At 69.1% G+C, this 13966-nt stretch carries 10 protein-coding genes; 5 read left to right on the top strand and 5 right to left on the bottom strand.

Annotated elements, in window-relative coordinates; all coding sequences use genetic code 11:
- Window positions 1–21: 21 nt before the first annotated feature.
- Window positions 22–534, bottom strand: a complete 513-nt coding sequence (locus tag MSZK_RS04085) for a lipoprotein LpqH (RefSeq protein ID WP_099245099.1) — start codon at window positions 532–534, stop codon at window positions 22–24.
- 185 nt (window positions 535–719) lie between these two features.
- Between MSZK_RS04085 and MSZK_RS04090 the strand changes: the two genes are divergently transcribed.
- From MSZK_RS04090 to MSZK_RS33480, 5 genes are all read left to right on the top strand, one after another.
- A complete protein-coding gene (locus MSZK_RS04090) occupies window positions 720–1631 on the top strand; it encodes a haloalkane dehalogenase (RefSeq protein WP_099245101.1) in 912 nt (303 codons plus the stop codon).
- A gap of 8 nt (window positions 1632–1639) precedes the next feature.
- Window positions 1640–2872: a tRNA guanosine(34) transglycosylase Tgt gene (tgt, locus tag MSZK_RS04095; protein ID WP_099245103.1), complete on the top strand. Its 1233-nt coding sequence runs from the start codon at window positions 1640–1642 to the stop codon at window positions 2870–2872.
- A gap of 4 nt (window positions 2873–2876) precedes the next feature.
- Window positions 2877–4106 (top strand): cytochrome P450, encoded by a 1230-nt coding sequence (locus MSZK_RS04100; RefSeq protein ID WP_099245105.1) that lies wholly within the window; start codon window positions 2877–2879, stop codon window positions 4104–4106.
- A 102-nt stretch (window positions 4107–4208) separates the two neighbouring features.
- Window positions 4209–5834: a hypothetical protein gene (locus MSZK_RS04105; protein WP_099245107.1), complete on the top strand. Its 1626-nt coding sequence runs from the start codon at window positions 4209–4211 to the stop codon at window positions 5832–5834.
- Between the two features lie 53 nt (window positions 5835–5887).
- Entirely contained in the window at window positions 5888–7759 is a 1872-nt protein-coding gene (locus tag MSZK_RS33480; protein ID WP_142389856.1) for a hypothetical protein, read from the top strand.
- A 9-nt stretch (window positions 7760–7768) separates the two neighbouring features.
- On the opposite strand, the gene MSZK_RS04115 is transcribed toward MSZK_RS33480, so the two are convergent.
- From MSZK_RS04115 to MSZK_RS04130, 4 genes are all read right to left on the bottom strand, one after another.
- On the bottom strand, window positions 7769–9211 hold the full coding sequence (locus MSZK_RS04115; protein WP_371411287.1) for a FadD7 family fatty acid--CoA ligase: 1443 nt from the start codon (window positions 9209–9211) through the stop codon (window positions 7769–7771).
- A 28-nt stretch (window positions 9212–9239) separates the two neighbouring features.
- Window positions 9240–10496: a formyl-CoA transferase gene (gene frc / locus MSZK_RS04120; RefSeq protein WP_099245113.1), complete on the bottom strand. Its 1257-nt coding sequence runs from the start codon at window positions 10494–10496 to the stop codon at window positions 9240–9242.
- A gap of 15 nt (window positions 10497–10511) precedes the next feature.
- On the bottom strand, window positions 10512–12215 hold the full coding sequence (oxc, locus tag MSZK_RS04125; RefSeq protein ID WP_099245115.1) for an oxalyl-CoA decarboxylase: 1704 nt from the start codon (window positions 12213–12215) through the stop codon (window positions 10512–10514).
- A gap of 65 nt (window positions 12216–12280) precedes the next feature.
- Window positions 12281–13843 (bottom strand): ATP-binding protein, encoded by a 1563-nt coding sequence (locus MSZK_RS04130; RefSeq protein ID WP_099245117.1) that lies wholly within the window; start codon window positions 13841–13843, stop codon window positions 12281–12283.
- Window positions 13844–13966: the final 123 nt, after the last annotated feature.

Consider the following 13966-nt stretch of genomic DNA (forward strand, 5'->3'; position numbering starts at 1 on the left):
CCGCCGCTCGGTCCGACCCCGTTAGGGGCAGGTCACCTGAATCTCGAAGGGCTTGGTCACCGGCTGCATCGGGTTGGCCATGTCCACACCCGTCGCGGTCCCGCTGATCTTGTAGGTGTTGCCGTCCTTGGTGGCCGTGGCGTTGGCCCCACCCGGCACGCCTGCCGTGTAGCCCAGCGTCACGCCGTTGACGTTGCCGAGGCCGACGGACTGCACCGTGGAGGCGTCGGCGGACAACACCGCGGCGATGCCGGTGGTCGCCTCGCCGATGGCGATGTTGATGTTGCCGCCCGCATTCGCGCAGACGACCTGACCCTGGATGTTCTGCGGCTGCCCGTCGATCGTGACGGTGGCGCTGCCGGGCCCGGCGGTGGCGCTGGCGGATGCGGACGCCTCCGCGCTCGTCGTCGCGGCTGCGGAGGTAGTTGTCGCGCTCGTCGTCGACTCAGTCTTCTTCTCGTCCTTGGAACACCCGGACAGTCCGGCCACCAAGATTGCGGCGCCGGCAACGGTCACCACCAACCCACGCTTCACCGATGTCTCCTTATGTTGGCGTGATCCGTCGCCATTGACGGATCATCGAGAGAAAGTATGGGTGTCGATTTGTCTCTGGTGGCAGATTTGGACGAAAAATTCGCCTGAGGGCCAACTGGCAGAAAGCGTTTCCCGCGGCGCGGCAAATCCCGACCGGCGCAGGGAAAGTCGGTATCTTCACCGGTATGCAGACAGTGCGCACACCCGATGACCGATTTGCTGAGCTCCCCAATTTCCCTTATTCGCCAAGCTATTGCGAGCTGGACGACGACGAGGGCGGTCGCGTCAGGGTTGCCTGGATCGACGAAGGATCCGCTGATGCCGACCCGGTCCTGTTGCTGCATGGCGAACCGTCGTGGTCGTTTCTGTACCGCAAGATGATTCCGGTTCTGGTTGCCGCCGGACATCGGGTCATCTGTCCGGATCTGGTCGGATTCGGCCGCTCCGACAAACCGACCCGGCTCGAGGATCACACCTACGCGCGCCATGTCGAGTGGATGCGCGCCTTGGCATTCGACGTCCTCGATCTGCATCGGGTCACGCTGTTCGGCCAGGACTGGGGCGGGTTGATCGGCCTGCGCCTGGCGGCCGAGAACCCCGACCGGTTCGCCCGAATCGTCGTCGCCAACACCGGGTTGCCGACGGGCGATTTCACCATGCCGGAGGTGTGGTGGCAGTTCCGGGAGGCGATCCAGACCTCGCCGAGCATCGACGTGGGACGGTTCGTCGAGTCGGGCTGTCAGCGGCCGATGGGCGATGCCGTGCGGGCGGCCTACAACGCGCCCTTCCCCGACGACAGTTTCTGCGCGGGCCCGCGGGCCATGCCCGGGTTGGTGCCGACCTCGCCGGACGATCCCGCTGCCGAGGCCAACCGGCGCGCCTGGACGGTGTTGTCGGCGAGTTCCACGCCGATGCTGGTGGCGTTCAGCGACGGTGATCCCATCACCGGTGCGATGGCCCCGATCTTCCAGCAGATGCCGGGAGCCCAGGGCCGCGAGCACCCGACCATCCAGGGCGCCGGACACTTCCTCCAGGAAGACGCCGGCGAACAGCTCGCCGGGTACATCGTGGAGTTCCTGCACCAGGGCGCTGGTTAGATACCGGGGTGCCGTTCTTCACCGTCGACACCGAACTGCCCGGTCGTCGTGGGCGCACCGGGGTGATCCACACCCCTCACGGCGACATCCGCACCCCGGCATTCATCGCGGTGGGCACCAAGGCGTCGGTCAAGGCGGTGCTGCCCGAGACGATGCGTGAGCTGGGCGCCCAGGCCGTACTTGCCAACGCCTACCACCTCTACCTGCAGCCCGGCCCGGACATCGTCGACGAGGCGGGCGGCCTCGGTGCGTTCATGAACTGGCCCGGGCCGACGTTCACCGACAGCGGCGGCTTCCAGGTGCTCTCGCTGGGGGCCGGGTTCCGCAAGGTGTTGTCGATGGACGCCGAGCGGGTGCAGGCCGACGACGTGATCGCCGAGGGCAAGCAGCGGCTGGCTCACGTCGACGACGACGGGGTCACGTTCATCTCCCATCTCGACGGGTCGACGCACCGCTTCACCCCCGAGGTGTCGATGCAGATTCAGCACAAGATCGGCGCCGACATCATCTTCGCGTTCGACGAGCTGACCACATTGGTGAATACCCGTGGCTACCAAGAGGAGTCGGTGGCCAGGACGCAAGCCTGGGCAGTGCGCTGCCTGACCGAGCACCGTCGCCTGACGGCACAGCGTCCGGAGCGGCCCAGCCAGGCCCTGTTCGGTGTGGTGCAGGGCGCGCAGTACGAGGACCTTCGTCGTCAGGCCTCGCGGGACCTGGCCGGCATCGTCGACGCCGATGGGCGCGGGTTCGACGGTTACGGCATCGGCGGGGCGCTGGAGAAACAGAACCTGGCCACGATCGTCGGCTGGTGCACCGACGAGCTGCCCGAGGACAAGCCCAGGCACCTGCTGGGGATCAGTGAGCCCGACGACCTGTTCGCCGCGGTCGCCGCAGGCGCCGACACCTTCGACTGTGTGTCACCGTCGCGGGTGGCGCGCAACGCGGCGGTCTACGCCCCGACCGGCCGCTTCAACATCACCGGGGCGCGATACCGGCGTGATTTCACCCCGATCGACGCCGACTGCGACTGCTACACCTGCGCGCACTACACCCGGGCCTACCTGCACCACCTGTTCAAGGCCAAGGAGATCCTGTCCGCCACGCTGTGCACGATCCACAACGAGCGGTTCATCATCCGGCTCGTCGACCAAATCCGGGCCTCGATCGGCGCCGGAGAGTTCGATGACCTGCGCGAAGACGTCCTCGGCCGGTACTACGGTCATTCGACGCGTGCACAATAGTTGGATGAGTGCTCCCGCCGCCCCGCAAGAGCTGCTGCTGAAACTGCTCGATCCCGCCAACCGGGCCGATCCCTACCCGGTGTATCGGCAGATTCTCGACGGCGGGCCGATGCACATCCCCGAGTCCACCCTGCACGTGCTGTCCCGCTTCGCCGAGTGCGACGAGGTGCTGCGCCATCCCGACTCCTGCAGCGACCGGCTGAAGTCCACCGCCGCCCAGCGGGCCATCGCCGCCGGCGAGCAGCCGCGACCCTTCGGAACACCCGGGTTCCTGTTCCTGGATCCCCCCGACCACACCCGGCTGCGCAGACTGGTCAGCAAGGCGTTCTCCCCCCGGGTGGTCAAGGCGCTCGAACCGGACATCACCGGCATGGTCGACCGACTGCTGGACGGGGCCGCCGCGACCGGCCGATTCGACGTGATCGAGACCCTGGCTCACCCGCTGCCGGTGGCGGTGATCTGCCGGCTGCTCGGTGTGCCGATCGAAGACGAGCCTCAATTCAGCGCGGCATCAACACTTCTGGCGCAGGGGCTGGACCCGTTCGTCACCTTCACCGGCGAGACCCAGGGTTTGGAGGAACGCCTGAAGGCCGGGTTGTGGCTGCGTGGGTATCTGCGCGAGCTGCTCGAACGCCGGCGTTCACAACCGGCTGACGACCTGATGTCCGCGCTGATCTCCGTCGAGGAATCCGGTGACCAGTTGACGGAGGAGGAGATCGTCGCGACCTGCAACCTGCTGCTGATCGCCGGTCACGAGACCACCGTCAATCTGATCGCGAACGCGATCCTGGCGATGCTGCGTCACCGGCAGCACTGGACCGCGTTGAGCGCCGATTCCAGCCGGGCGACGGCGATCATCGAGGAGACGTTGCGCTACGACCCGCCGGTGCAGCTGGTCAGCCGGGTCGCCGGCGCTGACATGACGATCGGCGCGCAGGCCATCCAGATTCCCAAGGGCGACATCATGATGCTGTTGTTGGCGGCGGCCCACCGCGATCCCGCGGTCGCCGATCGGCCCGACGAGTTCGATCCGACCCGAAGCCCGGTTCGGCATCTGGCGTTCGGCCACGGCCCGCACTTCTGCCTGGGCGCTCCGCTGGCGCGGATGGAGGCCGCGGTGGCGCTGTCCGCGGTGACCCGACGCTTCCCGGACGCCCGGTTGGCTGACGAACCGGTCTACAAGCCGCATGTCACGTTGCGTGGCATGGCGCGCCTCGACGTGGCGGCCCACTGACACCCCGGTGACCGTCCCCGCCGAGAAGGCTGTGAGCACCGCCCGCACGTGCTAAGAAATGGGGCGGATGGTGGCTGCGGGTGCGGCCGGGGCGGGGGATGAATGTCGCACACAACACGCGGTCTGCCGGTTCTCCGGTTTCTGCAGATCTCGGCCGCCGCGGCAGGTATCGGGCTGGCGTTGGCGGCGGCGTCGGGAACCGCCTACGCCGACGACGGTGCGGCCGGTGCGCAGTCCTCGGCGTCGGCCGGTTCGGCGCGTGAGCACACAGCCAAGCCGGCGCGCACTGCGCAGCGGAAGCCGGCCGCCCGGCGGGTGCCCACCACGACGGTGCGGGTCCAAGAGCGCAGACCAAGCCAAACCGTCGCCGGATCGGGCCGGCTTCCGCGCGCGTTGGTGCTGCGCTCGGCGCCTGCGGCGGCAGTCGTCACGGCGCCGGCCGCGCTCACCACATCGCCGATCGGTCTCGGGCTGCAGCAGATCCTCGAGAGCACCTCGACCTGGCTGGCCGGCTTTCCGCCGAACCCGATCACCGACCTGTTGCAGGGCGCGGTATGGGCGGTGCGCCGCACACTGTTCCCGGCCACCGTCGGCGTCGTCACCGCCCCCATCAGGGTTCCGCTCCAACTCGTGGACGTCTGCTTCGGCAAAACCGATCCGGACGGTTCCTGCAAGGGGACGACCGTCAAGCGGGTCGGCATCTATGCGACGCTGGGCTCCGGCAACGCGATCCCGCAGTTCTTCGAGTTCGACACGGGCGCGGCCGGTTTCCACGCAGCCTTTGCATCGAAGGATCCGACCGCATCACCGTGGTGGGGATCATCCGGTGTCACCACCGGCCCGACGATCAGCAAGTCGTTCGACAGCGGCACGGTGTACTCCGGGGTCGAGGCGACTACCACGGTGTCGTTCTACTCCTCGGCCACCAGCACCACGGCGCTGTTGACCACCGGGTGGGTCAAGGTCGGTCAGATGGACAAGATCGTCGACGGCAAGGACACCACGGTCTGGACCCCGGACGGATCCCCCGACGGCACCCCACCTATCGACGGGCAGTTCTACGGTGATTTCGGGGTTGCCCCGAGCTACGAAGAGAACGGAATCTCCGATCTTCTCAACGAATTGACCTTCGCGCGGGGGGTGACGCCGGGCTACCGGATCCACATCGACGAGGACGGGGAGTCCTGGCTCCAGATCGGCCTCACCGACACCGACACCGAAGACCCGACCGGCCTGTACTTCGCGATGACGCCCGATCCATCCGCCCCCGGCGGAGCGACCAATCCGCACAGCGGTACCCGCTACTTCGCCCCGCAATTGTTCGGAGCCACCATCCAGATCGCCACAGGATCAGGCACACAGCTGATTTCGGATCCCAACGTGGGAATCACCCCGGACACCGGCGCGGACACGACGCTGCACAACACCAACCGCAGCTCGCAGGCCAACGCCATCACCTACGCCGGGATCACCGAGTCCTCGGATGGGGGAAAGAACGGATTCCTGGACACCGGCCTGCAGTTCTCGCTGTCCGGGACAACTACGGGTGGAGCCACCGTCACGTACTTCAACCTGGTCACCGACAACGTCGACGGCGGTGTGTTCGTCAACGTGCAGAACGGGACGTCGAGCAAAGAGATTCACTACCTCAACACCGGGATCCAGCTGTTCTTCCAGAACGACGTCGTGTACAACACCGGACACGGCACCCTGGGTCTGATCCCATGAATGGTGGACGCCGACACCGGGTCGGGTCGTACAGTCTGCTCGGCGCAGGTCTGATGACGGCCGTCTTCGCTGCGATGGTGGCTAATTCCGCTGCAGCACAAGCAGATACATCGCAAAACGCGCATCGCGGCAACTCGGTGGGCCACGCCAACACGAAAGCGCCGAAGGCCCAGAAACGAACCGCATCGAGCACCCGCCCGGCGCCCAAGTCAGTGGTCGCCGCGTGGACCCCGGGCAGTGTGCTGTCCACCCTCATCGCCAACGGCACCGCAGAGCATCCCGATGCCGGGTTGCTGATCGGGAACGGATACAGCTACGACGCCGCCCGGTGCACCGGCTCGACGACCTGCAACGGCGGTCGCGCCGGACTGCTCCTCGGGTACGGAGGCAACGGCTGGAACGGTGGAAGTGGCGGAAGCGCAGGATATTTCGGCGGAACCGCCGGGGTGGGCGGTGATGCGCCCACCGGGTGCACAGCCAACTGCAGCGGCGGTAACGGCGGCAACGCCGGACTGGTCGGCGTCGGCGGCAACGGTGGTACTGGCGGCAGCGGTGGATCGGGCGGCTCGGGCGGGCGCGGTGGCCTGCTCGCCGGCACCGGCGGAGCGGGCGGCAAGGGCGGCGACGAGGCGGGGCGTGGCGGCAACGGTGGTGCCGCTGGGCTTGCCGGAACCGGTGGTGCGGGCGGCCACGGCGGTGCCGGTGGTGCCGGCGGAGACGGCGGCCGCGGAGGTCTGCTGTGGGGCGACGGCGGCGCGGGCGGCAATGGCGGAAAGGCCACGGAGCACGGGGGCGTCGACGGCACCGGGGGATCAGGCGGCGATGGCGGCAATGCGTCACCAATTGCGCTGTGGGGCAACGGTGGTGCCGGCGGCCGGGGTGGCGACGGTAAGGATGGCAAGGCGGGCAAGGCCGGCCAGGAGCCTGGTGACGACGGCGGCGATGCCGACGACGGCGGTGTCGGTGGCGACGGTGGCAGCGGCGGCGACGGCAGCTGGATCTTCGGCACGGGCGGCGCGGGCGGTACCGGCGGGAAAGGCGGTGCCGGCGGCGGCGGCGGCAAGGGTGCCGAGGGCGTGAAGGCCACCGTCGCCGGTGCTGACGGCGGCGCGGGCGGCGACGGCGGTGACGGGGGTGTCGGTGGGGCCGGTGGCAGCGGCGGCGAGGGTGGTTCGTCGCGAATCCTGTTGCTGGTCGAGCTCACCGCCATCGCCGGTAATGGTGGCGACGGTGGCAGCGGCGGGAAAGCCGGCGAAGGTGGTAAGGGCGGAAAGGGCGGCAAAGGTGATGCCGTCACGGTCGACGGTGGCACCGGCGGTGACGGTGGCGATCCCGGCAGCGCCGGTGCCGGTGGGGCCGGCGGCCTGGCCGGTGTGAGTTGCGGATGTGCGAACGACGGAACCGCGGGAGCAACCGGTCCCTGGGCGACCTCCGGTGGTGACGGCGGCGAGGGTGGCGACGGCTTCGACGCCGTGACGGTCGGTGCCGTCGGCGGTGACGGCGGGGACGGCGGCAACGGTGGCTCGGTCGGCAAGGGTGGCCGCGGCGGCGCCGGTGGTAGCGGGGCCGCGGGTGACGCGACGGTGCCCAACGGCGATGGCGGGGCCGGCGGAGCGGGCGGCTCGGGCGGCCAATCCCTCGGCGACGGCGGCGACGGCGGCGACGGCGGGCCTGGCGGGACAGGCTCCGATCTGACCCCCGGTGCCGTCGGCGGTGTCGGCGGCACCGGCGGCGACGCCGTCCCGGAGTTCAGCGACGGTGGTACCGGCGGTCGTGGCGGTGACTCAGTCGGCGACCACGGCATGGGCGGCGACGGCGGAAACGGCGGCAACGGCGGGTCGTTGGGCGCCGGCGGCCAGGGCGGCGACGGCGGCAAGGGTAAGGACGGCAACGACGGAACCCCCGGCGCCAACGGCACACCCTGACACCATCGGCTAACCGAACATCGCCGCCAGGCGGTTGCGGTCGACCGATCCCTTCGCCGTCACCGGCAGCTCGTCCACCGGCGAAATTCGCTCCGGCACTTCGAAATGTGCGAGACGCGCGGCGCAGAAAGACTCCAGCGCCGCGCTGTCGAAGATGGTTCCTGCCCGAGGCACCACGACCGCGGCCACCTGCTCGCCGTACTTCGCATCCGGCACCGGAAACACCGCCGCCTGCACCACATCGGGATGGGCGAGCAACACGTCCTCGACCCGCTCGGGCGAGATCTTCTCACCGCCGCGGTTGATGATGTTCTTGATCCGGCCGCGAAGTGTCAGCACGCCACTGTCGTTCACCGAACCGAGGTCACCGGTGCGCAACCAGCCGTCGGCGAATGTCGCGGCGGTGGCCGCCGCGTCGTCGAGATAGCCGCGGGCCACGGCAGGCCCGCGCAGCCACACCTCGCCGTGCTCGGCGATGCGCAGCTCGGTGCCGACCGGCGCCCCGACCGTGTGCAGGCGAGTTTCGGTGTCGGCGGCGGCGGTCACCGCGCAGGCCTGATGCGTGGCCTCCGTCATCCCGTAGGCGGGGAGCACGGGGGCGCCGAACGCCGCCTCCAGCCGCGCCGCCACGGCAGGCGGCAGCGGCGCGCTGCAGCTGCGCAGAAACCGCAGCCGGGCAGCCGCGGCGGCGCCGGTGGGTGCGACGTCCAACAGGACCTGATAGATCGTCGGTACGGCGGTCACCCAGGTGGCCGCGCTTGCGGCCAGCTCACCGAAGAACGTCTGGGGCGAAAACCGCTTCTTCTCAGGCAAACCCAGAATCCCGCCGCTGGACAGGGTGGCGAGCAATCCGGCCACCAGCCCGTGCCCGTGAAACATCGGCATCACCGCGACCGTGGCATCGTCGGCCCGTAACCCGTATGCGCAGACCACGTTGTTCATCGCCGCCGTCAATCCGTCGTGCGTCCAGGGCACCATCTTCGGCCTGCCGGTCGTGCCCGAGGTGAACATCACCATGGCGTCCTGCGACGTCAGTCCGATCGCCGCCGGGTCGCCGCCCGTCGCCGGTGACCCGCGCAGCGTGCACCGCGCTCCGTCGACGTCGACGGTGATCTCCGGTGCGCTGTCGAGCAGGTCTGCCGGGGTATCGGTGAGCACCGCGCGGGCCCCGAGCCGGTGCATCCGGTCCTGCTGCTCGGCCGCGGGCAGCGCCGGATCCAGCGGCGCCACCACCAGGCCCGCCCGGGCGGCACCGAGCAACCCCACGACGTAGGCGACGGTGTTGGCTGCGCGCAGCCCGACCACGTCACCGCCGGTCAAGCCGTTACTCGCCAGGGCGTCGGCGGCCTGCTCGATCAGATCGGCCAGCTCCCGGTAGCTGATGGACCGCTGCTCGGCCGTGACGATCAGCGCCCGAGCATCGGGGGTGGCCGCCGCGATGTCCGCGACCATGTTGCCCAACAACACAATCGGCCTCCGATCAGATGACGTGTGCGGTCTTGAGGTTCTCGATCTGGTCACTGCCGTAGCCCAGGGCGCTGAGCACCTCGACGGTGTGCTCGCCCAGCAGCGGAGCGCCGCTGATGGTGGGAGTGAAGTCGGAGAACTTCACCGGGCTGCCGACGGTCAGGTAGGTGCCGCGGTCCTCCTGCTCGACTTCGACGACGGTGCCACTGGCGCGTAACGCGGGGTCGTAGGCGATTTCCTTCATGCTCAGCACCGGCGCACACGGCACGTCGTACTTGCGCAGAATGTCGACGGCTTCGTACTTCGTCTTGTCGGCCAGCCACGTCTCGATGTCGGCGAAGATGTCGAAGATGTGCGGCTGGCGCGCCTGCGCTGTGCGGTAGGCAGGATCGTCGGCCCACTCCGGCTTGCCGAGCGCCTCGCAGGTGCGCTCCCAGTTCTGCTCCTGGATGGTGAAGTAGATGTAGGCGTTGGGATCGTCCTGCCAGCCTTTGCATTTGAGCACCCAGCCGGGCTGGCCACCGCCGCCGGCGTTGCCACCGCGCGGCACGGTGTCGCCGAACGGCGTATTCGGGTATTGCGGATACTCCTCCAGGTAGCCCAGTGCCTCCAGGCGCTCCTGGTCGCGCAGCTTCACCCGGCACAGGTTGAGCACCGCATCCTGCATGGACACCGAAACCTTCTGGCCCACACCGGTCTTCTCACGGGCCAGCAGCGCGGTGAGGATACCGATGAGCAGGTGCATGCCGGTGTTGCTGTCGCCGAGTGCGGCTGAGCTCACCGTCGGTGGCCCATCCCAGAACCCCGTGGTCGACAGTGCGCCGCCGGCGGCCTGGGCCACGTTCTCGTAGACCTTGAGATCCTTCCAGGGTGACTGGTCGTTGAACCCCTTCACCGACCCGAAGATCAGCCGGGGATTCAGGTCGTGGATGTGCTCCCAGGACAAGCCCATCCGGTCCAGGGCCCCGGGGGCGAAGTTCTCCACCAGCACGTCGGCCTCGCGGATCAGCTTCTCCATCACCTCCAGCCCCTCCGGGGTCTTGGTGTTGATGGCCAGTGACCGCTTGTTGCTGTTGAGCATGGTGAAGTACAGCGCGTCGTGGTCGGGGATGTCGCGCAGTTGATGGCGGGTGACATCGCCGCCGTCGAGACGCTCGACCTTGAGCACGTCGGCGCCGAACCAGGCCATCATCTGTGTGCAGGCCGGCCCGGCTTGCACACCGGTGAAGTCGATCACCTTGATTCCGGAGAGCGGGGCTGTGGTGGTCATCGGTCTTCCTTTCGTTCAGGCCGTGCCGGCGGCTAGCGCGCTGCGTGGGTTGAGGTTGGTGAGGTGACCGCTCTCGGTGCCCGCTGAGGGATCGAGTTCGCAGTCGATGAGTGCGGGCCGCCCCGAGGCGACCGCAGCGGCCAGTGCGTCGGCCAGGGCGCCGGGAGTGTCGACGTGGTAGCCGGTGCCACCGAACGCCTCGATGAGTCGTTCGTGGCGGGCGCGGGGCGCCAGTACGGTGGGCTCCGGGTCGGTGCCGTAGGGGTCGACCCCGTCGCCGCGGTAGACCCCGCCGTTGTTGAGGATGACCACGGTGATGGGAAGGCCGTAGCGGCAGATCGTTTCGATCTCCATGCCGCTGAACCCGAAGGCACTGTCGCCTTCGACCGCGATCACCGGCTGACCGGTCTCGACGGCCGCGGCGATGGCGTAACCCATCCCGATGCCCATCACACCCCAGGTGCCGCTGTCCAGGCGGTGGCGGGGCACTCGCATGTCGACGACGTTGCGGGTGACGTCCAGTGCGTTGGCGCCCTCGTTGACCAGATACACCTCGGGGTGGTCGCGGACGAAGTCGCGGATCGGGCGTAGCGCGTTGAAGAACCGCATCGGCCGGGGGTCTTCGGCGAGCCGGCCGGCCATCACGCCGGCGTTGTGCCGGCGGCGCTCGGCCAGCTCGGCGCGCCACTCGTGCGGGCACATCACCGGATGGCGTGCCAACCCGGCGCACAGCGCGGTGACGGTCGAGGTGATGTCGCCGGCCAGTGCGACGGTGGTCGGTTGATTGCTGTCGAATTCGCTGGGGTCGATGTCGATCTGGATGAACTTGGCCGCAGCCGACCAGTGCGGCGCCTCGCCGTGTTGCAGCAGCCAGTTCAGCCGTGCACCGACCAGTAACACCACGTCCGCCTTGGCCATCGCCAATGACCGTGCGGCGGCGGCCGACAACTCGTGGTCGTCGGGGATCAGGCCCTTGGCCATCGACATCGGCAGGAACGGGATGCCGGAGGTCTCGACCAGGGCGCGGATCTGCTGGTCGGCCTGGGCGTACGCGGCGCCCTTACCCAGCACGATCAGTGGGCGCTCGGCACCGGCCAGCAACTCCAGCGCCCGCACGATCGCGTCGTGTGCGGGGGTTTGGCGGGGTGCGGGGTCGGTGACCTTCCACAGCGATGCCGCGCCGGCGGCTGCGCCGATGGTCTGGGCCAGGACATCGCCAGGGATGTCGAGGTACACCCCGCCGGGACGGCCGGACACCGCGGTGCGAAACGCCCGGGCGACGCCGCGGCCGATGTCCTCGACCCGGTCGACTCGATAACTGGCCTTGGCAAGGGGTTTGGCGATGGCCAGCTGGTCGAGCTCCTCGTAGTCGCCGCGCTGCAGGTCCACGATCGCGCGCGTGCTGGAGCCGGCGATGTGCACCATGGGGAAGCAGTTCACCGTCGCGTTGGCCAATGCGACCATCCCATTGAGGAATCCCGGGCCCGAAACCGTCAGGCACACACCGGGTTTCCCGGTCAAAAAGCCCGCCGCGGCGGCGGCGTGGCCGGCATCGGATTCGTGGCGGAACCCGATGTAGCGGATGCCCGAGGCCTGCGCCAACCGGGCGAGGTCGGTGATCGGGATGCCGACCACCCCGTAGATGGTCGCGACGTCGTTGAGGGCGAGCGCGTCGACGACGAGGTGGAATCCGTCGGTGAGGGCATCGGGCGAAGTCATGGTCGAAGTCTGCTCGCCGCGGGTGCCCCAAGGCCAGAGCGCTAGCTGCAGATTGCGCGGTAGGGCTAGCCCCCAACGGGCAACGGGATCATCACGGTGATCGCGGTCCCGGCACCGTCCTCGCTGACGATGCCCAGGCGCCCCGAGAGCGCTTCGACGCGGTCGGTGAGTCCCACCAGACCGGACCCGCCACCGCGGGCCGCCCCACCGATGCCGTCGTCGGCGATCCGCAACGTCAGCTCGTCCCGCGTCGCCCGGGCCCAGACGGTGACCTCGGTGGCCTGGGCGTGTTTGGCTGCGTTGGTGAGCGCTTCGGCCACCACGTAATACGCCGCCACCTCCACGGACTCGGGAAGCCGCCGGTCGACCTCGACATCGAGGGCAATCGGGATCGCCGAGCGCCGAGCCAGCGTCTTGATCGCCGGTCCCAGCCCGCCGCGGGACAGGATCGCCGGGTGGATGCCTCGGGACAGCTCCTGCAGATCGGTGTGCAGGTGGGCCAGTCCGGCGATGATCGCGGCGAGTTGCTCGCGAACCTCGGGCGGTTCGGCGGGCGCGGACGCCTCCAGAGCGCGCAGCTCCAACCCCAGTGACACGATGCGCTGTTGCGCGCCGTCGTGCAGGTCGCGTTCGAAACCTCGGCGTGCCTGATCGGCGGCGGTGACGATGCGGGCGCGCGACGCCTGCAGCTCGGCACGGGTCTCGGCGTTGGTGATCGCGGTGGCCACCAGATCGGCAAAGTCGGCGACGCGGTCCTCGGTGCGGCCGGGTAGCGGTTGCTCGTCCTCGCAGTCGACGACCATCGCCCCCCATACGGTGTCGTTCACCAGGATCGGGGCGCCCACCCCGCACCGCAGTCCGTGCCGCCGCAAGCGGGCCGCGGTCGAACCGGTCGCGTCGCGGTAGCTGTCGATCCGCGATGGCTGTCCGGTGCGGCGGATCGCCCCTGCGACGGTGTCACCGTCCAGGGCGACGGTCTCGCCGAGGGGCAGGATTCGGGACGGATCGACGTCGTAGGTGGCAACGGGCACGGCGCCGTCGCCGGTGAACCGCAGCAGGTTCACGTGCGCGACCCCCAGCCCGCGGGCCAGTTCGGTGACGGCGACGGGATACAGCTGGTCGGGGGCGGCGCCGCGGGCCACCATCGTGGCGACCCGACGCAGCGCGGCCTGCTGGCCGGCCAGGGCGCCGGCGTCGGCGGCGGCGCGGTCGGCTTCGACGCGGCGCGCCATGGCCTCGGCGGCGCGCAGCCGGGCCTGGCCGACCAGGACGTTGGTCAACAGCGCCAGCGTCATGAACACCACCAGCGCGGGAGCCAGGCTGCCGCTGCCTTCACTGACGTGAAATGTCACGTAGGCCAAAGCGCTGGCCACCGAGGTGGCCAGCGCGACGCCGAATCCCCACCCGGCCGAGACCACCAAGACCCCCAGCAGGAAGACCGCACCGAATGCGTTGTCGGGGGCCACGTTCTTGAGCACGTGGACGATCAGCGTTTCGACCGCGATGAACACAACGGCCGTGAGCACGCCCCAGATCAGCGGCGGCGGCGTCGGGCGGATCAGTAACGCCAGCAGCCGCTCGCGCAGGCGCGCGCCGTGCTGGGAGTCGGAGGCCGGGGTCGCTGTCATGGTGTGCGATCGATGGTAGGAGAAGCGCTGGGATCAGGTATCTGCAAGCGCAGCTTTACGGCTAGCAGCAATGCCGAGGACCGATCCGGTCTGCCATGCTCGAACCATGTTCGGTTTCGGAGG

The sequence above is a fragment of the Mycobacterium sp. shizuoka-1 genome (assembly GCF_002723835.1).
GTDB lineage: Bacteria > Actinomycetota > Actinomycetes > Mycobacteriales > Mycobacteriaceae > Mycobacterium.